This window comes from Streptococcus sp. Marseille-Q0941, from assembly GCF_943736975.1.
Classification (GTDB): Bacteria; Bacillota; Bacilli; order Lactobacillales; family Streptococcaceae; genus Streptococcus.
The window spans coordinates 1-21121 of record NZ_CALSFO010000005.1 but is presented as its reverse complement, the minus strand read 5'-3'; the positions used below and the strand labels follow the sequence as shown (position 1 = coordinate 21121).

Annotated in this window: 23 protein-coding genes and 1 pseudogene; 21 read left to right on the top strand and 3 right to left on the bottom strand. The window is 40.9% G+C overall.

The features are described from left to right. Positions 1–116 precede the first annotated feature (116 nt). From spx to NGI26_RS05910, 7 genes are all read left to right on the top strand, one after another. Entirely contained in the window at positions 117–515 is a 399-nt protein-coding gene (gene spx, locus NGI26_RS05940; protein WP_251937533.1) for a transcriptional regulator Spx, read from the top strand. 61 nt (positions 516–576) lie between these two features. Further along, positions 577–1149 carry an SP0191 family lipoprotein gene (locus tag NGI26_RS05935; RefSeq protein ID WP_251937531.1) on the top strand — a complete coding sequence of 191 codons (573 nt, stop codon included), beginning with the start codon at positions 577–579 and terminating at the stop codon, positions 1147–1149. A 97-nt stretch (positions 1150–1246) separates the two neighbouring features. After that, complete coding sequence (locus NGI26_RS05930) at positions 1247–1513, top strand: IreB family regulatory phosphoprotein (RefSeq protein ID WP_004250500.1); 267 nt, start codon at positions 1247–1249, stop codon at positions 1511–1513. A gap of 3 nt (positions 1514–1516) precedes the next feature. Next, a complete protein-coding gene (gene ruvX / locus NGI26_RS05925; protein WP_070678388.1) occupies positions 1517–1936 on the top strand; it encodes a Holliday junction resolvase RuvX in 420 nt (139 codons plus the stop codon). Positions 1937–1951: 15 nt separating this feature from the next. Then, a complete protein-coding gene (locus NGI26_RS05920) occupies positions 1952–2257 on the top strand; it encodes a DUF1292 domain-containing protein (protein ID WP_251937529.1) in 306 nt (101 codons plus the stop codon). A 462-nt stretch (positions 2258–2719) separates the two neighbouring features. Continuing rightward, on the top strand, positions 2720–3970 hold the full coding sequence (locus NGI26_RS05915) for a bifunctional folylpolyglutamate synthase/dihydrofolate synthase (RefSeq protein WP_251937527.1): 1251 nt from the start codon (positions 2720–2722) through the stop codon (positions 3968–3970). 86 nt (positions 3971–4056) lie between these two features. Further along, positions 4057–4482, top strand: a complete 426-nt coding sequence (locus NGI26_RS05910; RefSeq protein WP_251937513.1) for an SP_0198 family lipoprotein — start codon at positions 4057–4059, stop codon at positions 4480–4482. 125 nt (positions 4483–4607) lie between these two features. On the opposite strand, the gene NGI26_RS05905 is transcribed toward NGI26_RS05910, so the two are convergent. Continuing rightward, positions 4608–5420 carry a Cof-type HAD-IIB family hydrolase gene (locus NGI26_RS05905; protein ID WP_251937511.1) on the bottom strand — a complete coding sequence of 271 codons (813 nt, stop codon included), beginning with the start codon at positions 5418–5420 and terminating at the stop codon, positions 4608–4610. Positions 5421–5617: 197 nt separating this feature from the next. Between NGI26_RS05905 and NGI26_RS05900 the strand changes: the two genes are divergently transcribed. The 6 genes from NGI26_RS05900 (at position 5618) to recA (ending at position 11672) form a co-directional block, all read left to right on the top strand. Beyond that, entirely contained in the window at positions 5618–7039 is a 1422-nt protein-coding gene (locus NGI26_RS05900) for an NCS2 family permease (protein ID WP_251937508.1), read from the top strand. Positions 7040–7127: 88 nt separating this feature from the next. Further along, entirely contained in the window at positions 7128–7571 is a 444-nt protein-coding gene (gene tsaE / locus NGI26_RS05895; protein ID WP_251937505.1) for a tRNA (adenosine(37)-N6)-threonylcarbamoyltransferase complex ATPase subunit type 1 TsaE, read from the top strand. Beyond that, complete coding sequence (locus tag NGI26_RS05890; RefSeq protein ID WP_251937502.1) at positions 7561–8082, top strand: GNAT family N-acetyltransferase; 522 nt, start codon at positions 7561–7563, stop codon at positions 8080–8082. The genes tsaE and NGI26_RS05890 overlap by 11 nt, the downstream gene beginning before the upstream one ends. Before the next feature lie 4 nt (positions 8083–8086). Then, entirely contained in the window at positions 8087–9136 is a 1050-nt protein-coding gene (lytR, locus tag NGI26_RS05885) for a glycopolymer--peptidoglycan transferase LytR (RefSeq protein ID WP_251937499.1), read from the top strand. Between the two features lie 76 nt (positions 9137–9212). Beyond that, a complete protein-coding gene (locus tag NGI26_RS05880) occupies positions 9213–10469 on the top strand; it encodes a competence/damage-inducible protein A (protein ID WP_251937496.1) in 1257 nt (418 codons plus the stop codon). Between the two features lie 54 nt (positions 10470–10523). Beyond that, the gene (gene recA / locus NGI26_RS05875; protein ID WP_214262624.1) at positions 10524–11672 is read left to right on the top strand and encodes a recombinase RecA; all 1149 of its coding nucleotides are present in this window, start codon (positions 10524–10526) and stop codon (positions 11670–11672) included. A 44-nt stretch (positions 11673–11716) separates the two neighbouring features. Here recA and NGI26_RS05870 read toward each other — a convergent pair whose 3' ends face one another. Continuing rightward, entirely contained in the window at positions 11717–12271 is a 555-nt protein-coding gene (locus tag NGI26_RS05870) for a GNAT family N-acetyltransferase (protein ID WP_251937494.1), read from the bottom strand. A gap of 108 nt (positions 12272–12379) precedes the next feature. Between NGI26_RS05870 and NGI26_RS05865 the strand changes: the two genes are divergently transcribed. After that, the gene (locus NGI26_RS05865) at positions 12380–13750 is read left to right on the top strand and encodes an MATE family efflux transporter (protein ID WP_251937491.1); all 1371 of its coding nucleotides are present in this window, start codon (positions 12380–12382) and stop codon (positions 13748–13750) included. A 97-nt stretch (positions 13751–13847) separates the two neighbouring features. After that, positions 13848–14564 carry a YebC/PmpR family DNA-binding transcriptional regulator gene (locus tag NGI26_RS05860; RefSeq protein WP_251937488.1) on the top strand — a complete coding sequence of 239 codons (717 nt, stop codon included), beginning with the start codon at positions 13848–13850 and terminating at the stop codon, positions 14562–14564. Positions 14565–14608: 44 nt separating this feature from the next. Here the strand turns inward: NGI26_RS05860 and NGI26_RS05855 are convergent, their stop codons facing one another. Further along, entirely contained in the window at positions 14609–15292 is a 684-nt protein-coding gene (locus NGI26_RS05855) for a CD20-like domain-containing protein (RefSeq protein ID WP_251937484.1), read from the bottom strand. A gap of 208 nt (positions 15293–15500) precedes the next feature. Between NGI26_RS05855 and NGI26_RS05850 the strand changes: the two genes are divergently transcribed. The 6 genes and pseudogenes from NGI26_RS05850 to NGI26_RS05825 all read left to right on the top strand — a co-directional run. Further along, positions 15501–15962 (top strand): MarR family winged helix-turn-helix transcriptional regulator, encoded by a 462-nt coding sequence (locus tag NGI26_RS05850; protein WP_251937481.1) that lies wholly within the window; start codon positions 15501–15503, stop codon positions 15960–15962. Then, complete coding sequence (locus NGI26_RS05845; protein WP_251937478.1) at positions 15946–17715, top strand: ABC transporter ATP-binding protein; 1770 nt, start codon at positions 15946–15948, stop codon at positions 17713–17715. Before NGI26_RS05850 ends, NGI26_RS05845 begins: the two co-directional genes overlap by 17 nt. Then, positions 17705–19465 carry an ABC transporter ATP-binding protein gene (locus NGI26_RS05840; RefSeq protein WP_251937474.1) on the top strand — a complete coding sequence of 587 codons (1761 nt, stop codon included), beginning with the start codon at positions 17705–17707 and terminating at the stop codon, positions 19463–19465. Before NGI26_RS05845 ends, NGI26_RS05840 begins: the two co-directional genes overlap by 11 nt. A gap of 218 nt (positions 19466–19683) precedes the next feature. Then, entirely contained in the window at positions 19684–20187 is a 504-nt protein-coding gene (locus NGI26_RS05835) for a phosphatase PAP2 family protein (RefSeq protein ID WP_251937471.1), read from the top strand. Positions 20188–20305: 118 nt separating this feature from the next. After that, complete coding sequence (locus tag NGI26_RS05830) at positions 20306–20752, top strand: LytTR family DNA-binding domain-containing protein (RefSeq protein WP_251937468.1); 447 nt, start codon at positions 20306–20308, stop codon at positions 20750–20752. Between the two features lie 4 nt (positions 20753–20756). Then, positions 20757–21121, top strand: a pseudogene (locus NGI26_RS05825) (hypothetical protein); the annotation flags it as partial.

Sequence of the window (21121 nt, the reverse complement as noted above, 5' to 3'; positions counted from 1 at the left end):
AAAGATAGAAAACTGGGGAAAAAGTTAAATATTTTTAAAAATAGGTCGCAAGTCGGATGTTTTTTATGGTATAATAGAATAAACTGATAGTAACATGTAGCGAAAGGGGTAGGTACATGATCAAAATTTATACAGTCTCAAGTTGTACTAGCTGTAAAAAAGCTAAGACCTGGCTAAATGCCCACCAGTTAAGTTATAAAGAACAAAACCTCGGTAAAGAGGGGATTTCTAGAGAAGAATTATTAGATATTCTAACAAAAACAGACAATGGAATTGCGAGTATTGTATCATCAAAGAATCGCTACGCTAAAGCTCTTGGAGTTGATATCGAAGATTTGAGTGTCAATGAAGTACTTGACTTAATCATGGAGACACCACGTATCCTAAAAAGTCCAATCCTTGTTGACGAGAAACGTTTGCAGGTTGGCTATAAAGAAGATGACATTCGTGCCTTCTTGCCACGCTCTGTCCGTAATGTAGAGAACGCTGAAGCACGTTTACGTGCTGCACTATAAAACATGAAGGCTGGGAGTGACTCCTGGCCTTATTTGATACATAAATAAGGAAAATATGAAAATGAAGAAGATCATTATAGGTTCATTGGCACTCCTGTTTTTACTGGCTGGTTGTGGACAAAAAAAAGAATCTGCGGAACCTTCTAAAGATACAACAACAGAAGCTCTACAATCAATTTTGCCGATTTTAGAGAATGCGAATAACAATACAGTAGTGACGAAAACACTGGTTCTACCCCTTGATGAAAATGGAGTTCAACAAACCCAAACCATCACTTATAAGGGTAAACAGTTTTTGACATTAACCATCCAGCAAAAAAGACAAGTTTCAGAAGACCTCAAAAACTTTATTGCAGAACATGGGTTAGAGGAAGCAAAGAAGGCCTTGAAAGAAGGGGAAGACAAGGATGAATCAGTCCAAGAAGCACGAAAAATTCCTGGATTTAGTCTTGAAACCAATCTTTTAAGTGAGACTGAGATTGAAACAAAAACAAGTTATGATTTTCAGGTTCTAGATGTTAAAAAGGCAAGCGAAAGCGAATATTTAAAAAATGTCGGATTAGAAAATCTACTAAAAAACGAACCAGAAGAATATATTGAAAGTCGAGTTGCAAGTGGCGCGACCGTCCAGTAGGGAAGTCACAGAAAATCAGCGAAATCAGACTGTGTCATTTGTAGAACGGCTTTGAATGTGCTATAATAGTACTATTCTAAGGAAAGAGGGTGTTAGAATGGGATTTACTGAAGAAACCGTACGTTTTAAATTGGACGATTCCAATAAAAAAGAAATCAGCGAAACATTGACTGAAGTCTATGCTTCCTTGAACGAGAAGGGGTATAACCCTATTAATCAAATTGTGGGCTATGTTCTCAGTGGAGACCCAGCTTACGTTCCTCGTTACAATAACGCAAGAAATCAAATCCGTAAGTATGAGCGAGATGAAATCGTTGAAGAATTGGTCCGCTACTACCTTAAAGGACAAGGAGTCGATCTATAATCTATGAGAATTATGGGATTGGACGTTGGTTCCAAAACAGTAGGAGTAGCAATTAGCGATCCGCTTGGTTTTACAGCACAAGGGCTCGAAATTATCCAAATCAATGAAGATCAAGGGGAGTTCGGTTTTGAACGACTTAAGGAATTGGTTGATACCTATAAGGTGGAGCGTTTTGTTGTCGGTTTACCTAAAAACATGAACAATACCAGTGGACCGCGAGTAGAAGCCAGTCAAGCATATGGGGCGAAACTTGAGGAGCTCTTTGGATTGCCAGTAGAGTATCAGGACGAACGCCTGACCACAGTTGCTGCAGAGCGCATGTTGATTGAGCAAGCAGACGTTAGTCGCAATAAGCGTAAAAAAGTTATTGATAAATTAGCGGCTCAGTTGATTTTGCAAAATTATTTAGATAGAAAATTTTAAGACAGAGGAGAAACTATGTCACACGATCACAACCATGACCACGAAGAACGTGAACTTATTACACTTGTAGATGAACAAGGGAATGAAACTTTGTTTGAAATTCTTTTGACTATTGACGGAAAAGAAGAATTTGGTAAAAACTATGTTCTTTTAGTACCAGTTAATGCTGAGGAAGACGAAGATGGACAAGTGGAAATCCAAGCTTACTCATACACTGAAAACGAAGACGGGACAGAAGGTGAATTGCAGCCAATCCCTGAAGACTCTGACGACGAATGGAACATGATTGAAGAAGTCTTCAACAGCTTTATGGAGGAGTAAAAACGTCCAGTGGACGTTTTTAGCCTGACGCAAAAAATAAAAACCGTCAGTAAGTTCGGGAGATGTTTTTAGCCCAGTTCCTTAAAATAAGAGAGGGCTGGAATATTCAGTGAACATTTTTACCCCTGCTTCTAGAAATAAGAAAAAGCAGGAATGTCCGGGGGACGTTTTTTGTTCCCAATATAAATAAAATTTAGCTAGGAACTAGCTAATTAGGTAAGAGGTTGGGATAAAAATCCCGGCCTCGCTTTTTATTAGCTATCAAATTTTGACGCGGTAGCTGATAGAACTTTTTGTTCGTCTTTTAGACTCCAAAAAGTTTTTTGGTAAAAAATTTCATTTTTTCTATCCGCAACCTTCAACAATCAAATGAATTGTTGAAGCCTCGCGGAGCTGGGACTACGAAATCGAGACTTCGTCAATCGATTTCTGTCCCACCGCCTTTTTGTTAAGGAGATAAGCATGTTGGAAGTAGAAAAATGGCTTCATAGTCGGATTGGCTTGAATTTTAGATCAGGCTTGGGACGGATGCAAAGAGCAGTAGATTTGCTAGGGAATCCTGAGCAAACCTATCCAATTATTCATGTGACAGGGACAAATGGCAAGGGGTCGACCATTGCTTTTATGAGGGAACTCTTTGTTTCACATGGCAAAAAGGTCGGGACCTTTACTTCACCCCACATTATCAGTATCCATGATCGCATCTGTATTAATGGAGAACCTATATCGGACGCAGATTTTATCCGTTTAGCAGATCAAGTCAAAGCAATGGAGCAAAGACTTCTAGAAACTCACGATCAGCTATCTTTTTTTGAGTTGCTGACCTTAATTGCACTACTCTATTTTAAAGAGCAAGGAGTAGATTTGGTCTTGCTTGAAGTTGGGATAGGTGGACTTCTTGATACTACTAATGTGGTGACAGGGGAGATTGCAGTCATTACATCAATCGGACTCGATCATCAGGAGACCTTAGGTAATAGTTTAGCAGAAATTGCTGGGCAGAAAGCAGGAATTTTTAAGTCAGGTAAGTCGGCTGTTATTGCAAATCTAGCTCCTGAAGCACAGATGGTTTGTCAAAAGGTTGCAGAAGATTTGAGAGTAACTCTCTACCAAGCTGACCAAGACTTTTCTTTCAAAAATGGACGTTTTTCTTCCTCTCTAGCGGACTTGCACCCACTAAAACTGGGATTGGAAGGAGCCTATCAGGAGGAAAATGCAGCTCTTGCCTTGCAAGCTTTTCTATTGTTTATGGCACAAAGAGATGAGAATGTTGACCAAGAAGCGATTCGAACTGCTTTACGAACTACCAGATGGGCTGGGCGTCTTGAAGCAATTACTGATCACGTCTATTTGGATGGCGCTCATAATTTACCAGCTCTAGAGCGTTTGGTTGAGTTTATTCAAGAAAAAAACCAGCAAGGTTATCAAGCTCAAATTCTTTTTGGTGCCCTGAAGAGAAAAGATTATGGCGGCATGTTGATATACTTAACTGAGCATTTGCCTAATGCAACTCTCTATGTTACGAGTTTTGATTATCAAGGTTCCTTGGAGGAGCAAGACTTGAAAGGTTATACAAGCATTGCTTCTTATCGGGATTTTATAGATCACTTTGAAGCTTCTGCAGGAGAGCAAGACTTGCTATTTGTGACAGGTTCCCTCTATTTTATATCTGAGGTTCGTGCCTATCTGATGGCTTCAGATTCATTTGATTGACTCTCCTATCTTTAATTGTTATAGTAGAGGTGTGGTGGCTCAGCAGGCTTATTCTGACTTTAAACCACTAAAAGAAAGGAGACATGATGTCACTAAAAAAATTCACACTTTCTCTTGCTTCTTTGGCAAGTCTTAGTCTCTTAGTTGCATGTTCGCCAAAAGAACAGGCAGCTCCTTCAACTCAAGCAAGCACCAGTAAGGGAGTAACAACTAGTCAGCAATCAGAAACGACTGTTTCTAGTTCGACGGCTAGTTCAGTAACGAATATTGATGGGACCTATAAAGGGCAAGACGATGGAGATAGTATTACTCTCGTAGTTACTGGCAATACTGGAACATGGACGGAAGTAGAGCCTGATGGCGATCAGGAAATTAAAAAGGTAACCTTCGAACCAGAAAGTCAGAGAGTCTTTATTGGAGATGACATTAAGATTTATGTGGCAGAAGAGAACCAGATTATTATCGATGACATGGATCGTGAAGTCTCTGATCGTATCGTTCTAAAAAAATAGACAACTTTTGTAAGGATTTGAATCTATTTAAAATAGATTCAAATCCTTTTTTATAAATTTTGGGTATAAAAAACCATACTGTTAAGGTAGCTGTTTTCTACCAAAAAAGTATGGAGCGGATAGAATTAAAGGAATCGTTCTTGTAAAAAGTGAGCAACTCCGTCTTCTTCGTTGGTTAGTGGCAACTGTTCATCAGCAAAAGGAAGTAGAGCGGGATTAGCATTCTTCATGGCATATCCTTTACCTGCAAAAGAAAGCATTTCTTGGTCATTGTGTTCGTCACCAAAGGCAATCAAATTCTGTTTGTCTATATTCATGACATTGAGAAGATATTCAAGGGCAAAGGCCTTATGAACTCCTTTGGGAGTGCATTCGAGAATGTTCAAAGGGCCACCCCAAGTATTAATATTGAGTTGGTGCTTGTAGAAACTGTTCATCTCTTCCGCCAGTGCATACTTGTCGCTCGCTCGAGTCTGCAATAAAATACAGTTAGGATCCTTGGTCACTAAGTTAGAGTTGAATTGATTTTCAGGGCCAAAGTTTTCAACACCAAACAATTTAGGATCAGCAATTTCTTTGTCCGGAGTCGTAATGTAAAACTTTTTACGGTATTCACCTGCGATAAAATCTGCCTCAATCTCCTCTTTTCGTTTCACGATGTCCAAGAGGTATTTTTTATCCACAGTAAGACACTTTTCATGTTTCCAAGCCTTACCAGGTAGATGAGTGAGGGAGCCGTTGAAGTTGATCATAGGGGTTTCAAGTTCAAGTTGGTCATAAAACTCTTTGGCCATACGGTAAGGGCGACCAGTTGCAATAACGACTTGGTGGCCTTTTTTAGAGATTTTCTTAATCGTTTCAATAGTAAAGTCAGAAAGTTTGCTTTCAGAGTTGAGCAAGGTTCCGTCCAAATCGACGGCAATCATTTTTTTAGTCATAAAATCCTCCCGAATCTAGTTTCAGATAAGATGTTTTCTATTATATCAAAAATACACAAGAAAAGCAGACTATAAATGGAAATAGAAAGAACTGATTCTAGTAATAGTCTTCAAATTATTTTAAAAACAGCTTGAAAAACTGAATGATTAATGATATAATTTTATCATTGTTCGTAAAAAACAAAAGGAGATTAAACATGGACAAACTATTTAAACTAAAAGAGCACGGGACAGATGTCCGTACAGAAGTGCTTGCTGGTTTAACAACATTCTTTGCAATGAGTTACATTCTCTTTGTAAACCCTCAAATGCTTTCACAAACTGGAATGCCAGTTCAGGGTGTATTCCTTGCTACGATTATTGGTTCTGTTGTGGGAACCTTGATGATGGCCTTTTATGCTAACTTGCCATATGCCCAAGCCCCAGGTATGGGACTAAATGCCTTCTTTACATTTACAGTCGTATTTGGGATGGGCTATACTTGGAAAGAAGCTCTTGGGATGGTCTTTATCTGTGGGATTATTTCATTGATTATTACATTGACCAATGTTCGTAAAATGATTATTGAATCTATTCCAACAACACTTCGTTCAGCAATTTCAGCTGGTATTGGTGTTTTCCTTGCCTATGTTGGTATTAAGAATGCTGGTCTTTTGAAATTCTCTATCGATCCAGGTAGTTATACAGTAGCAGGGGAAGGTGCAGATAAGGCTCAAGCAGCAATCACAGCTAATTCAGGAGCTGTTCCTGGCTTGGTTGATTTTAACAGTCCAGCTGTTCTAGTAGCTCTTGCAGGTCTTGCTATTACGATTTTCTTTGTTGTTAAAGGTATTAAAGGTGGCATCATCCTTTCTATTTTGACGACTACAGTCCTTGCGATTGTAGTTGGTCTTGTTAATTTGTCAGGAATCGATTTTGCTAGCAATAACCTTTCATCAGCAGTTAATGACCTTGGAACTTTGTTTGGTGCTGCTCTTGGTTCAGAAGGTTTAGGATCTTTGGTTTCAAACACCTCTCGTTTACCAGAAACCTTGATGGCTATTCTTGCCTTCTCGTTGACAGATATTTTTGACACAATCGGTACTCTTATTGGTACAGGTGAAAAAGTTGGTATCGTTGCAACAAGTGGTGAAAACCGTGAGTCAGACAAATTGGATAAAGCTCTTTACTCTGACTTGGTGGCGACATCAGTTGGTGCCATTGCAGGTACTTCAAACGTTACAACTTATATTGAGTCAGCAGCAGGGATCGGTGCTGGTGGACGTACAGGTTTGACAGCTTTAGTAGTTGCTATCTGTTTCGCCTTATCTAGCTTCTTTAGCCCGCTTCTTGCCATTGTTCCTTCAGCTGCGACAGCACCAATTTTGATTATCGTCGGAATTATGATGCTCTCTAACTTGAAAAACATCCCTTGGGACGATATGTCAGAAGCTATTCCAGCCTTCTTCACATCTATCTTTATGGGATTCAGTTACTCAATTACACAAGGGATTGCCGTTGGTTTCCTAACTTATACTTTGGCGAAGGTTGTCAAAGGTCAAGTGAAGGAAGTACATGTGATGATTTGGATTCTAGATGCTCTGTTCATCTTGAACTACATTAGCATGGCTCTAAACTAATGATAAAACCTTAAAAAAGAAGGAGGATTCTCCTCCTTTTTTATTACTAGAAATGTCGCAAAAGAAAACTTTTTGGTATAATAGTAGCATGCACACAAAAAATGAAGATGAACTCATTGCTCTTGGACAAGAGTTGGGTAGTCTACTTGAAAAAAATGATGTATTGATTTTAACTGGTGAACTAGGTGCTGGGAAAACCACATTAACAAAAGGTCTAGCTAAAGGACTAGGGATTCATCAAATGATCAAAAGTCCTACTTATACCATTGTTCGTGAATATGAAGGACGCCTACCCTTGTATCACTTGGATGTTTATCGCATCGAAGGGGATGCAGATTCAATTGACCTTGATGAATTTCTTTTTGGTTCAGGTGTAACGGTTATTGAGTGGGGGCACCTATTAGGCGAGGCTCTCCCATCAGACTATCTAGAATTAGAAATTCTAAAAAATGATGAGGGGCGTGAAATTGTCTTTCATGCTCATGGTCAACGAGCGACAGAACTGTTAAAGAGGCTGACGAATGGAGTATGATCTTTTAATTCGTGAAGCAGAAGCCCAAGATGCTTCAGATCTTATTGCACTTTTGGATCAGATTGGCCACGAATCTAGTTTTACCAGTCTGGATGAAAATGGAATTGCCATGAGTGAATCCGAAATGCAGCGTTTTATTCATAAGCAGGCCCAGTCGGATAATCAGATTACTTTACTAGCTTTTTTGAATGACGAATTGGCAGGTGTTATCAATATAACGGCTGATCAACGTCCCCGAGTTCGCCATATTGGCGACGTTTTCTTGGGAATCAAGAAAGCCTATTGGGGAAATGGTCTCGGCAGTATCTTGATGGAAGAAGCGATTGAATGGGCCCAATCGAGTGGAAGCATTCGACGTTTACAATTGACAGTCCAAAAACGAAATCTGGCAGCTGTTCATCTATATAAAAAGCTGGGCTTCATCATTGAAGGCCAGCAGGAACGTGGTGCTTGTATAGAAGGAGGAGAGTTTCTTGATGTTTACCTGATGGGTCGACTGATAGACGAATAAAAGTATGGTAAAAAAAATAATTGGAATGTTTTTAGGCTTTGTTCTTGTGACAGTGCTTGGTGTGGGAGCGTATGCTTATACTATCTACCAACAAAGTACACAGACTTTAGCCAAAACCTATAAACAAATCGGAGAAGAAACGAAGGTTATCGAGGCAACTGAACCATTGACAATCCTTTTGATGGGTGTGGACACGGGGAACGTTGAGCGTACAGACCCATGGGCAGGTAACAGTGACTCGATGATTTTGGTAACTGTAAATCCTAAAACCAAGAAAGTTGTCATGATGAGTTTGGAACGTGATATTCTAACTCAGATCCAACAACCAGACGGTAGTGTTAGAGAGGCTAAACTCAATGCTGCTTATGCTGGTGGTGGGGGAGAACTAGCCATTTCGACGATTCAAAAAATGATGAATATCCATATCGACCGCTATGTTATGGTCAATATGCACGGTCTTCAAAGAATGGTTGATGCCGTTGGTGGTGTTACAGTCAACAACACTCTAGGTTTCCCCATCTCTATCCAGGACCAGGAACCATTTAACACGATTTCTATCGGTGTTGGGGAACAAACCCTAAATGGCGAAGAGGCGCTGGTGTATTCACGCATGCGCTATCAAGATCCAGAGGGAGACTACGGTCGTCAGAAACGTCAGCGCGAAGTTATCCAAAAGATTGTTGAAAAGATCCTTAGTTTGAATAGTGTCAGCCACTACCAAGAAATTTTGAAAGCTCTTAGTGATAACATGCAAACCAATATTGAGATTACAACAACAACAATTCCTCAGTTGATGGGTTATCAGGATTCCTTTAAGAATATTGAGTCTCAGCAATTGCGAGGAGAGGATGCAATGATTGACGGAATATCCTACCAAATCGTGACATCTGAGCATATGTTAGAGATGCAAAATCTTTTACGCCGTTCATTGGATAAGCCAGAAGTTACCGAATTGGAGACAAATGTAGTCTTGTATGAAAATATTTATGGTCGTCTGCCACAAATAACAGGTTTTGTTGCAGATCAGGAACAACAAGGCCAACAAGAACAATAAGACATGAAAACTAAAATCGTAGGAATTTTCCTGCGATTTTTTCAAAGAAATCCGAATAGATAGGTAGGAGGAAAAAATGAAAGCGGAAATCATAGCTGTTGGAACAGAGATTCTAACAGGTCAAATTGTCAATACCAATGCTCAGTTTTTATCTGAAAAGTTGGCTGAAATCGGTGTGGATGTCTACTTCCAGACGGCTGTAGGTGATAATGAGGCTCGTCTCTTATCCTTGTTGGAGATTGCACAGAATCGTAGCAATCTGGTTATCCTAACAGGAGGATTGGGACCAACAGAGGATGATTTGACCAAACAAACCTTGGCCCAGTTTCTAGGGCGTGGTTTAACTTTTGATGCGCAAGCGCAGGCTAAACTAGATGACTTTTTTGCTCATAGACCAGACTATGCTCGCACTCCAAATAATGAACGTCAGGCACAAATCGTTGAGGGTTCGACCCCGCTACCGAATGAAACAGGACTAGCAGTCGGAGGCATGGTTGAGGTGGCTGGCGTGACTTATGTCGTCTTACCAGGTCCGCCAAGTGAACTGAAACCCATGGTTTTAAATGAACTGCTGCCAAGATTGACAACTGGAGCTAAATTATACTCACGTGTCCTACGTTTCTTTGGTATTGGAGAGAGTCAGCTTGTGACGATTTTATCAGATTTGATTGAAGAGCAGACAGATCCAACCTTGGCACCTTATGCAAAAACGGGAGAAGTGACTCTACGCTTGTCTACCAAGGAAACTAGTCAAGAAGAAGCAAGAAAAGCTTTGGATCGTCTTGAGGTCCAAATTCTTGCACGTCAGACTTTTGAAGGGATTGCTTTAAAGGATATCTGCTATGGATATGGCGAGGAAGCAAGTCTAGCCAGCGTAGTCGTTGAGGAGTTGAAAAAGCAGAAGAAAACCATCACAGCTGCAGAAAGCTTGACAGCAGGGCTTTTCCAATCAACTTTGGCAGACTTTTCGGGAGTATCAGCTATCTTTAAAGGTGGTTTTGTCACTTATAGCTTGGGAGAGAAGGCTAAGATGTTAGATATTCCACAAGCGGAGTTGGAAGAACATGGAGTCGTGTCAGCATTTACAGCGGAAAAAATGGCAGAGCAAGCACGATTGAAAACCCAGTCGGACTTTGGAGTTGCCTTGACAGGAGTGGCTGGCCCGGATAGTTTAGAAGGCCATCCAGCAGGCACAGTTTTTATCGGTTTGTCTCAAGCATCCGGCACAGAAGTTGTTCAGGTCAATATAGCTGGAAGAAGCCGAGCAGATGTTCGTAAAATTGCAGTCATGCATGCTTTTAACTTGGTTCGCAAAGCTTTATTAAGTGACTGACTTTTGATATAATAGAAGAAGGTTCTAAGAATTATAAAAATATAGGAGAACAAAATGGCGAAAAAACCAACAAAAAAATTAGATGAAATCGGGAAAAAATTTGGAGCTGATCGTGAAAAAGCTTTGAATGATGCCCTTAAATTGATTGAAAAAGACTTCGGTAAGGGTTCAATCATGCGCTTGGGTGAACGTGCCGAGCAAAAAGTACAAGTGATGAGTTCAGGTTCTTTGGCCCTGGATATTGCACTCGGTTCAGGTGGTTATCCAAAGGGACGTATCATTGAAATCTACGGTCCAGAGTCATCAGGTAAGACTACAGTTGCCCTTCACGCTGTAGCACAAGCACAAAAAGAAGGTGGAATTGCAGCCTTTATCGATGCGGAACACGCTCTTGATCCAGCCTATGCAGCAGCTCTTGGAGTGAACATTGACGAATTGCTTTTGTCACAACCAGACTCAGGTGAGCAAGGTCTTGAAATTGCAGGGAAATTGATCGACTCAGGTGCGGTTGACCTTGTCGTTATCGACTCTGTTGCAGCTCTTGTTCCTCGTGCGGAAATCGATGGTGATATCGGAGATAGCCACGTTGGTCTTCAAGCTCGTATGATGAGTCAGGCTATGCGTAAACTTGGTGCGTCTATCAACAAGACAAAGACAATTGCGATCTTTATCAACCAGTTGCGTGAAAAAGTAGGGGTTATGTTCGGAAATCCAGAAACGACTCCTGGTGGACGCGCTCTTAAATTCTACGCTTCTGTCCGTTTGGATGTGCGTGGAAGCACACAAATCAAGGGAACTGGTGACCAAAAAGACACCAACGTCGGTAAAGAAACTAAGATTAAAGTTGTGAAAAACAAGGTGGCTCCACCGTTCAAAGAAGCTCTTGTTGAAATCATGTACGGTGAAGGTATTTCTAGAACTGGTGAACTCTTGAAGATTGCAAGTGATTTGGATATTATCCAAAAAGCAGGTGCTTGGTACTCATACAAGGGTGAAAAAATCGGACAAGGTTCTGAGAATGCTAAGAAATACTTGGCAGACCATCCAGAAATCTTTGATGAAATTGACCACCAAGTTCGTGTTCAATATGGTTTAATTGAAGAGGAAGAAGGTTCTAAAGCAAGTGTAGCAGCTGATGCAGATTCTAACCAAGAAGTAACACTTGATTTGGGCGACGCTCTTGAAATCGAAATTGAAGAATAAAAAGAAAAGTAGCAGTAAAACTGCTACTTTTTGTTTCATGATGACTAGTGGTCACTAAAGCGTCGGTATTCAATACGAAAGTAGAAGTAATTTTCTTCTTGCAATTTTTGAAAGATATTCCGATAAGCCTCTTCATCAAAATGGTCGCCACGGTAAAGAATTTCAAAACTCATTCCCTCGTATTCTAAGAAGGCGTTGGCAGTTTTAAAGCCATTTTGTAAGTAAAAGTCCATGCGAGCTTTTCGTTGTTCAAGGTTATCGTACTCCTCGTCCAATCGCTCCACTTCAAGAATCATGGTACGTTTATAAAAATCAATGAGTTTTTCAATGATTTCTCTCCCGTAGCCATGGCTACGGAGATGAGGCATAATAGCAAAAAAGCTAATGTAGAAAGCTTTTTGATTGGAAATGGCAAAAGCAAAGCCGACAAATTCTTCTTCGTTATAAAAGGCGAAAAAGTGGGCGTCATCTCGATCCTGGTAGCTTAAAAATTCCTCCAAGGAGACGCGTTCTTCTTCAGGGAAGGCTTCCTTGTTTAGTTGTTCAACTTTGTCAAGGTCTGGGAATACATCTGTAATTAACTGGCTTGTTAAGCTCATACATACCCTCCTTTTCTGTCACGATTATACCAGATTGTTTACATATAGGCAACGCTTTCTTAATGAAACTCCCTTGTTCCCCTACTTGAAAGCTGATATAATAGCCTTATGAATAAAAAATCAACGGTAGACCTGATTCATGGTCCGATCCTTCCTGCGCTGATTAGTTTTGCATTACCGATTTTACTGTCCAATATCTTTCAGCAACTATATAATACAGCTGATGTTTTGATTGTTGGGCGTTTTTTGGGACAAAATTCCTTGGCGGCAGTCGGAGCTACGACAGCCATTTTTGATTTGATTATTGGATTTGCTCTCGGAGTCGGAAATGGGATGGGAGTCGTTATTGCTCGTCTTTACGGTGCTCGTAATTTTGCAAAGATTAAAGAAGCTGTTGCAGCGACTTGGATTTTGGGTGCAATCCTGAGTGGTCTTGTGATGCTGATGGGTTTCTTCGGCCTCTATCCACTCTTACAGTACCTAGAAACTCCTACAGAAATTCTCCCCCAATCTTATGAATACATCTCTATGATTGTTAGCTGTGTGGGAGTTAGCTTTGCTTACAATCTCTTTGCAGGATTGCTACGATCAATTGGTGACAGCCTTGCGGCGCTTGCCTTTCTTATCTTTTCAGCCATTGTTAATGTCATTCTAGATTTATATTTTATTACACAACTGCAGTTGGGGGTTCAGTCTGCAGGTCTTGCCACTATCATCTCGCAAGGTTTATCTGCTATTCTCTGTTATTTCTATATCCGCAAGAGTGTTCCAGAGCTCCTTCCAGGCTTAAAGCACTTCAAATGGAACAAGGCTCTCTATATCGATCTCTTAGAGCAGGGGTTGGCCATGGGGCTGATGGGGTCAATTGTTTCTATCGGAAGTGTGATCTTGCAATCCTCTGTTAATGGCTTTGGAGCAGTTATTATCAGTGCCCAAACGGCAGCACGTAGAATCATGGCCTTTGCCTTATTGCCAATGACGGCTATTTCAGCTTCGATGACGACTTTTATCTCTCAAAATTTTGGGGCAAAACGTCCCGAACGTATTGTCCAGGGTCTTCGCTTAGGGAGCTACTTGAGTATGTCTTGGGCAACCTTTGCTTGTGTGTTCCTATTTTTTGCAAGTCCTAGCCTAGTTTCTTTCTTAGCGAGTTCAACAGATGGTTACTTGATTGAAAATGGGACCTTGTACCTACGTATTAGTTCTGTTTTCTATCCGTTTTTGAGTCTTTTATTGATTTATAGAAATAGTTTGCAGGGACTCGGTCAAAAACTCTTACCCCTCATATCTAGTTTTATCGAGTTTATCGGGAAAATTGTTTTCGTCGCTTGGATTATTCCTTGGGCAGGTTATACAGGCGTTATCCTATGTGAACCGCTACTGTGGCTTGTGATGACTGGACAACTTTATATCTCGCTTTCTCAGAATCCTTGGATAAAGGAAGGCAAGAAACTCTTGGCTATCGACGGGCAATCCTAGCTTCATTTACAAAAGAAAAATCCATTTCCTCTAGTGAAAATCGACTAGACTTGTGTTATAATAAGAAAGATTAAAATGTGAAAAAAGGAGATTCCTAATGGGACGTAAATGGGCCAATATCGTAGCTAAGAAAACGGCTAAAGATGGAGCTAACTCTAAAGTATATGCAAAATTTGGTGTAGAAATCTATGTAGCAGCTAAAAAAGGTGAACCAGATCCAGAATTAAATACTGCTTTGAAATTCGTTATCGACCGTGCTAAACAAGCACAAGTGCCAAAACACGTTATTGATAAGGCTATCGATAAGGCAAAAGGAAACACGGACGAAACCTTTACAGAAGGACGTTACGAAGGCTTTGGACCAAATGGTTCTATGCTCATCGTGGATACCTTGACTTCAAACGTTAACCGTACAGCTGCCAATGTCCGTGCTGCCTTTGGTAAAAACGGTGGAAACATGGGAGCTTCAGGTTCAGTATCTTACCTCTTTGACAACAAAGGTGTTATCGTATTTGCGGGTGATGATGCTGATGCTATCTTTGAACTCTTGCTTGAAGCCGATGTCGATGTAGACGATGTAGAAGCAGAAGAAGGAACAATCACTGTTTACACAGCTCCAACTGACCTTCACAAAGCTATTGTGGCTTTGCGCGAGTCTGGTATCGAAGAATTCCAAGTAACAGAACTTGAGATGATTCCTCAATCAGAAGTGGAATTGTCAGGGGATGACCTTGAAACATTTGAAAAACTATACAGCGTCCTTGAAGACGACGAAGATGTACAAAAGATCTATACCAATGTAGATGGATTCTAATACAAAAGCGAACAGCTATTAAGTCTGTTCGCTTTTTAGTTATATTAGACTTTTACTCCATCGTCAGTTTGTTCTTTTCTATCCAAACCTAGGGCAAATTTACGGATGAGAAGAAACTGGCCATTTTCCTGCTTTACGAAAGTGAGTACGACTGTCTTGGTACTTGAACCAAGGGAAAGATAGGTGATTTTTTTAATCTCGTAGTCACTTGAGGTTGACTCAAACTCAGAATCCGGTAGTCCATGCTTGCTGATAATATCTTTGTAGTTGGTGCCACCTTTTCCTCTATTTGTGGTGTCACCTTCTATCAAAGCATCGAATTGCTCCTGGGTCCAAGAGAAGGTATCGGTATCTTCGCTATCTTCTTCGTTCTTATCTTCGTCTGATTTATAATCTGGTAAGTTTCTAAATTCCTCATCTTCTGTTAAAGAGGTTAGACTACTATATGGGTGACGAAAGTTTTTAGCTAAATCAGTAAAGACACCAGAAGGTAATACTTGCGTCATGAAGACAAGGAAAACGGATAGAATACCTAGGCTTGTTCCGATGATAGCTAGTGTTTTACGATTGTTGAGATTAAGGCTGATACCAAAGACTCCTAGGGCTATAGCAATAATGGCAAAGAAAAACGCTAGTATGCTAATGATTGGTAGCCAAGAACCAAGAAGTGCCAGGGCTCCAAAGATAATAGCGAGGATTCCTAAGATTTTCTCTTCTTTTTGTTTCATTTGTGATGTTCTCATTTCTAATCGGGGTGTATTCTTACAGGTGTGAGATAGTGTTTATTATAGATAAAATAAGAGCTGATGTCAATTTTTATTGCGATAGTTCTCTTAGAAACTTTTTTTCTTGACATCTTTTGTAAAAATGATAAAATAGTTCCCATAGAAACTTAATGGTTCTCTAGAGAACTATTTTAATTAGAGGGGAGAAAGCATGGATAAACCGATGTTGGTCTTTAAACGTTTTGGTCATCAGATACACCTCATGGTGCAAAAGGAAGCCAAGCGTTGTGGTATTGAATTTATGGGTGGACCGCAAGGGCAGGTCCTTCGTTTTTTAGATCACCGTGAACATGAACAAGAACTGACGCTCATCAAGGATATTGAACAAGAACTCAATATTACCAAGTCAGTTGCTAGTAATTTAGTCAAGCGCATGGTGCAAAATGGTTTGGTGGAATTGGAGGCGAGCCCAAGTGATAAACGGGCAAAATTTGTTCATTTGACCGAAAAATCACGTTCTCAAATGAAGCAAGTCAAATCATTCTTTGATCGAATTGACCGTAATTTACTTGAGGGTATTTCTGAAGAGAATCTCGCTATCTTTGAAGAAGTTCTTGGGCAGCTACAGGCTAATGTAGAAAAAATAGGAGGTAATCATGAAGAAACTCGCTAAGCGTATCACAGGAAAAGAGTGGGGCATGAATCTCCTGACAATTCTTTTTACCTGTTTCTCGGTCTATCTCGAGTTAGAAGTGCCGACTTATATTTCAGAAATTACTGCATTAATAGGAACACCAGGAACGCAGTTGGATGCACTTTGGTCACCAGCTATTAAGATGATGGGCTTGTCACTTTTGGCCTTTCTATCATCCGTAACAGTTGGATTTTTTGCAGCTCGTGTTGCAGCCTCCTACACGGCTCATTTACGCAGTGATATTTTTAATCGTGTATTGGATTATTCTCAGACAGAAATTAAACGTTTCTCTATTCCTAGTCTTTTGACTCGGACGACCAATGATATTACCCAGGTACAGATGCTCTTTACCATGGGCTTGCAAGTGGTCACTCGTGGGCCAATTATGGCTATCTGGGCCATTGGAAAAATCCTTGGGAAATCGGAATACTGGCTCTGGGCAGTAGTGGTGGCTGTTATTGTCAATGTTCTGATGACCACTGTTCTCATGACTCTGGCCTTTCCAAAACAATCGGTCATCCAAAAATTGACAGATAAACTCAATAGCATCACTCGTGAAAGTTTGACTGGGATTCGAGTTGTTCGTGCATACAATGCGGAAGATTACCAAGATGAAAAATTTGAAGCAGCCAACGATGAAGTGACGCGTCTCAATCTCTTTGTCAATCGATTGATGGCGATTATGAACCCAATTATGATGGGGATTTCGAGTGGATTAAGTTTAGCCATTTACTGGATTGGTGCCTATATCATCAACGACGCAAGTTTGGCAGAACGTTTGCCACTCTTTAGTGATATGGTGGTCTTCATGTCCTATGCTATGCAGGTCGTGATGGGCTTCCTTCTCATGGGAGCGCTCTTTATCGTTCTTCCTCGTACCTTGGTTTCTGCAGGACGTATCAATCAGGTGCTAGACTTGCATTCTTCTATTGAAAATCCTAGTCAACCACAGACGGCAGATTCATCTATTCAAGGTCAAGTGGAATTCCGTGATGTAACCTTCCGTTATTCTAAAAACTCAGAAGCGGTTGTGGAGCATGTCAGTTTCAAGGCAGAAGCAGGACAAACCATTGCCTTTATCGGCTCAACTGGTTCTGGTAAATCGACGCTTGTGAATCTCTTACCTCGTTTTTACGATGTTTCAGATGGGGAAATCCTAGTCGACGGTGTCAATGTGCAATATTATGACTTGGAAGACTTGCGAAATAAAGTCGGCTATATCCCTCAAAAAGCTGTGCTCTTATCTGGAGATGTTAAGGGCAATCTCGACTTTGGTAAGAGTCAAGAAACGCCACTAAGTGAGACGGATATGTGGCAAGCTCTAGAGTTAGCTCAATCTAAAAACTTTATCAAGGACAAGGAAGCCGGTCTTGACTCAGAAGTGGCTCAAGGTGGGACTAACTTCTCAGGAGGTCAAAGACAACGTTTGGCCATTGCACGCGCCTTGGCTCGTAAGCCTGAAATTCTCATTTTTGATGATTCGTTCTCAGCCTTGGACTACAAGACAGACCGTATCTTGCGCCAAGAATTAGCTGAAAAAACACAATCCATGACCAAGTTGATCGTTGCCCAACGCATCTCAACCATCATAGATGCAGACCTGATCTTAGTCTTGGATCAGGGTAAAGTCGTGGGACAAGGCACCCACAAGGAACTTCTAGCAAACAATGAAGTTTACCAAGAAATTGCCTACTCACAACTATCGAAGGAGGAATTGGAACATGGAAAATAAGAAAATGTCCTTATGGAAACAGTGTAGACCTTTTCTAGCAGGTCTCCAACTTCCTCTACTAGTCGCAGTTGTGGCGGCTGTGTGTTCAAGCATTATTACGGTGTATGGACCAACCAAGATAAAAGAAATCACCAACTTAATCTCAGATGGGTTGATGACTGGAATTGACCTAGAGGCTGTGTCAAGTATTGCTGGCTTTTTGGTTATCCTCTATGTGATTGGGATTATCCTTAACTATACGCAAGCCTACATTTTTTCAACTAGTATCCAACATTTCTCAAAACGTTTGCGGACAGCTATTGCTGAGAAAATCAATCGTTTGCCTCTTGCTTATTTTGACCGTCATTCTCAAGGAGACACCCTTTCTCGTGTAACCAATGACGTTGATACAGCTGCTCAGTCTCTTAACCAAAGTCTTGGGACAGTTCTTTCAGCTAGCTTTTTACTGATTGCTGTTTTGATTACCATGTTTGGGATGAACTGGATTTTGGCCCTGGTAACCGTTGTTTCAACCCTTGTTGGATTTGCGGCGGTTTCAGTGATTATGGCTAAATCTCAAGGTTACTTTAAAGCTCAACAAAACAACCTAGCAGCTGTGAATGGCTATGTGGAAGAAATGTACTCTGGACACAATGTGGTGACTAGTTATAATGCTGTGGAACCAACAAAAGAAACATTTGTAGGCTTGAATCAGGATCTACATGATAGTATCTGGAAATCTCAGTTTATTTCTGGTATCATGATGCCAGCTATGATCTTTGTTGGAAACTTTAGTTATGTTCTAGTCATTATCGTCGGTGCTGCCTTGGCTCTCGAAGGTCATATCAGTATCGGGATTATCGTAGCCTTCATGGTTTATGTTCGGATCTTCTCCCAGCCCTTATCACAGATTGCTCAAGGAATTACGAGCTTGCAACAGGCTAGCGCAGCCATGACTCGTGTTTTTGAGTTTCTAGGTGAAGCTGAGATGGAAGACGAATCTCATAAGGAAAAACAATTGACCAACATGAAGGGTGAGGTAATCTTTGATCGCGTTTCATTTGGTTACACACCTGAGCGGACAATCATCCATGATTTTTCTGTGACAGCTCGTGCAGGGCAAAAGGTTGCGATTGTTGGACCGACTGGAGCTGGTAAGACAACCATTGTTAACCTCTTGATGAAATTCTATGAGATTGATAAGGGAAGTATTCGCATTGATGGTGTGGATACCAAGGATATGACGCGTTCAGAAGTACATGATGCTTTCTCAATGGTCTTGCAGGATACCTGGCTCTTTGAAGGAACCATTCGTGACAATCTCATCTACAATCAAACTGGTATCAGTGATGAGCGTGTGATTGAGGCTGCTAAAGCTGTAGGAATCCATCACTTTATCACAACCTTGCCAGATGGATACGACACCGTCTTGGATGATACAGTAACTCTTTCAGTCGGACAAAAACAGCTCTTGACCATTGCTCGTGCCCTGCTAAAGGACGCTCCGCTCTTGATTTTGGACGAAGCGACATCCTCAGTAGACACACGTACAGAGGAGTTGATTCAAAAGGCTATGGACCGTTTGATGGAAGGACGTACATCCTTTGTCATTGCCCATCGCTTGTCAACCATCCGTAATGCTGATTTGATTCTAGTCATGAAAGATGGAAATATCATTGAACAAGGAAACCATGAGGAACTCATGGCTCAAGGTGGTTTCTATGCAGACCTCTACAATAGTCAATTTACAGAAGACGAAGTAGAAGAATAAACCTTATACTCTTCGAAAATCAAATTCAAACCACGTCAGCTTCGCCTTGCCGTACTCAAGTACAGCCTGCGGCTCACTTCCTAGTTTGCTCTTTGATTTTTATTGAGTATTAGAAGGCTTGACGGCCTTCTTTTTCTACACTATACTATAGTAGGAGATGCTATCAGACTCGTTCTGTAAGGCTTATTATGTAAAATCTAGAGACAACGAGAAAAAATATGAAAAACTATCAAGAGTGGTACGATAAGAGGAAATCAAGTCTCCTTCGACATCCACAACTTTTGCAACTGATGCGAGTTTTTAATCGCATGATGACAGTCCTGATGCCCTTAGCTTACTTGACCTTGTTGGGAACAAGTTTTGTCAGTAAAGGAATAGGGAAAGACCTTGCTGCATATATCTTGGTGCCAGCTTTTGGTTTTATCCTGTTGACACTCCTTCGTAAGTGGATCAATCAACCGCGTCCCTATGAGACTTGGGAAATTATTCCGCTACTAGATAAGGACAGTTCTGGTCATTCAATGCCTAGTCGCCATGTCTTTTCAGCGACTATCATTTCCATGGCTTGTTTACATACAAATCTGCCTGTGGGCTTGGTTTTATTGGTCTTGTCAGCTTTTCTGGGCCTTGTGCGAGTTTTGGGTGGGGTTCATTATCCCAAGGATGTTCTAGTTGGTTATGCCTGTGGCCTCCTCTGGGGAATTCTTTTCTTTATTTTCTAAAATGCAAAGCAAGTGGGCTTGGCCTCGTAACCACTTACGGGCTAAAAGTGACCACTTGCTTTTTTGCCCTTGTAAAGTCTCCTAGCCTTTGGTATAGTAGATGCAGAAAGGAGATAGGATGAAGTTACGAATCGAGATTGATAGTGAACTAACTGAGACAGAGATTGTCATCAAGGCTGCAGCACTGACAGATGAAATAGCTGATTTGCAACGACTCTTGCAGGAAAGCAAGGCTCCTAGGTTAATCTTTTATAAGGGGACGGGTGAGTACTACTTAGACTTGTCGGAAATTCTCTTCTTTGAGACGGAAGGCAACAAGATTTACGCCCATACCCAGAAAGAAGCCTACGAGGTTCGACTCAAACTTTATGAACTGGAGTCCATCCTACCCCGCTATTTCAGTCGGGTATCCAAGTCGACCATAGCCAATCTTCGGCAGGTCTACTCGGTGGACAAGTCCTTCTCAGGTACAGGTACTATTTCCTTTTATCAGACCCACAAGGAGGTTCACGTGTCACGGCACTACCAATCCCTCCTAAAAGAAAATCTAAGAAATATGAGGTAAGAACATGAAAAAGAAAGCATTTGGTATTATTTTATTGGTTTTAGCAGCCTGGATCTTGCTGCAAGGGAATTTTGGAATTCCTTCTTTGGATGGCAAGATATGGCCTTTGATTGGTATCGCCTTTTTTGCTTACCAACTCAGGTACAGGAACTATTTCCTTTTATCAGACTCACAAGAAGGTTCACGTGTCACGACACTATCAATCCCTCCTAAAAGAAAATCTAAGAAACATGAGGTAACAGACATGAAAAAGAAAGCATTTGGTATTATTTTATTGGTTTTAGCAGCCTGGATCTTGCTGCAAGGGAATTTTGGAATTCCTTCTTTGGATGGCAAGATATGGCCTTTGATTGGTATCGCCTTTTTTGC

What these genes read in the sequence shown, in the direction of transcription:
- NGI26_RS05830 (WP_251937468.1), top strand. Translation starts at nt 20,306, where the DNA reads ATGAAGTTACGAATCGAGATTGATAGTGAACTAACTGAGACAGAGATT.
- NGI26_RS05890 (WP_251937502.1), top strand. Translation starts at nt 7,561, where the DNA reads ATGGAGTATGATCTTTTAATTCGTGAAGCAGAAGCCCAAGATGCTTCA.
- NGI26_RS05910 (WP_251937513.1), top strand. Translation starts at nt 4,057, where the DNA reads ATGTCACTAAAAAAATTCACACTTTCTCTTGCTTCTTTGGCAAGTCTT.
- ruvX (WP_070678388.1), top strand. Translation starts at nt 1,517, where the DNA reads ATGAGAATTATGGGATTGGACGTTGGTTCCAAAACAGTAGGAGTAGCA.
- NGI26_RS05935 (WP_251937531.1), top strand. Translation starts at nt 577, where the DNA reads ATGAAGAAGATCATTATAGGTTCATTGGCACTCCTGTTTTTACTGGCT.
- recA (WP_214262624.1), top strand. Translation starts at nt 10,524, where the DNA reads ATGGCGAAAAAACCAACAAAAAAATTAGATGAAATCGGGAAAAAATTT.
- NGI26_RS05915 (WP_251937527.1), top strand. Translation starts at nt 2,720, where the DNA reads ATGTTGGAAGTAGAAAAATGGCTTCATAGTCGGATTGGCTTGAATTTT.
- NGI26_RS05845 (WP_251937478.1), top strand. Translation starts at nt 15,946, where the DNA reads ATGAAGAAACTCGCTAAGCGTATCACAGGAAAAGAGTGGGGCATGAAT.
- NGI26_RS05905 (WP_251937511.1), bottom strand. Translation starts at nt 5,420, where the DNA reads ATGACTAAAAAAATGATTGCCGTCGATTTGGACGGAACCTTGCTCAAC.
- NGI26_RS05930 (WP_004250500.1), top strand. Translation starts at nt 1,247, where the DNA reads ATGGGATTTACTGAAGAAACCGTACGTTTTAAATTGGACGATTCCAAT.
- NGI26_RS05865 (WP_251937491.1), top strand. Translation starts at nt 12,380, where the DNA reads ATGAATAAAAAATCAACGGTAGACCTGATTCATGGTCCGATCCTTCCT.
- NGI26_RS05860 (WP_251937488.1), top strand. Translation starts at nt 13,848, where the DNA reads ATGGGACGTAAATGGGCCAATATCGTAGCTAAGAAAACGGCTAAAGAT.
- NGI26_RS05850 (WP_251937481.1), top strand. Translation starts at nt 15,501, where the DNA reads ATGGATAAACCGATGTTGGTCTTTAAACGTTTTGGTCATCAGATACAC.
- NGI26_RS05855 (WP_251937484.1), bottom strand. Translation starts at nt 15,292, where the DNA reads ATGAAACAAAAAGAAGAGAAAATCTTAGGAATCCTCGCTATTATCTTT.
- NGI26_RS05835 (WP_251937471.1), top strand. Translation starts at nt 19,684, where the DNA reads ATGAAAAACTATCAAGAGTGGTACGATAAGAGGAAATCAAGTCTCCTT.
- NGI26_RS05920 (WP_251937529.1), top strand. Translation starts at nt 1,952, where the DNA reads ATGTCACACGATCACAACCATGACCACGAAGAACGTGAACTTATTACA.
- NGI26_RS05880 (WP_251937496.1), top strand. Translation starts at nt 9,213, where the DNA reads ATGAAAGCGGAAATCATAGCTGTTGGAACAGAGATTCTAACAGGTCAA.
- tsaE (WP_251937505.1), top strand. Translation starts at nt 7,128, where the DNA reads ATGCACACAAAAAATGAAGATGAACTCATTGCTCTTGGACAAGAGTTG.
- spx (WP_251937533.1), top strand. Translation starts at nt 117, where the DNA reads ATGATCAAAATTTATACAGTCTCAAGTTGTACTAGCTGTAAAAAAGCT.
- NGI26_RS05900 (WP_251937508.1), top strand. Translation starts at nt 5,618, where the DNA reads ATGGACAAACTATTTAAACTAAAAGAGCACGGGACAGATGTCCGTACA.
- NGI26_RS05870 (WP_251937494.1), bottom strand. Translation starts at nt 12,271, where the DNA reads ATGAGCTTAACAAGCCAGTTAATTACAGATGTATTCCCAGACCTTGAC.
- NGI26_RS05840 (WP_251937474.1), top strand. Translation starts at nt 17,705, where the DNA reads ATGGAAAATAAGAAAATGTCCTTATGGAAACAGTGTAGACCTTTTCTA.
- lytR (WP_251937499.1), top strand. Translation starts at nt 8,087, where the DNA reads ATGGTAAAAAAAATAATTGGAATGTTTTTAGGCTTTGTTCTTGTGACA.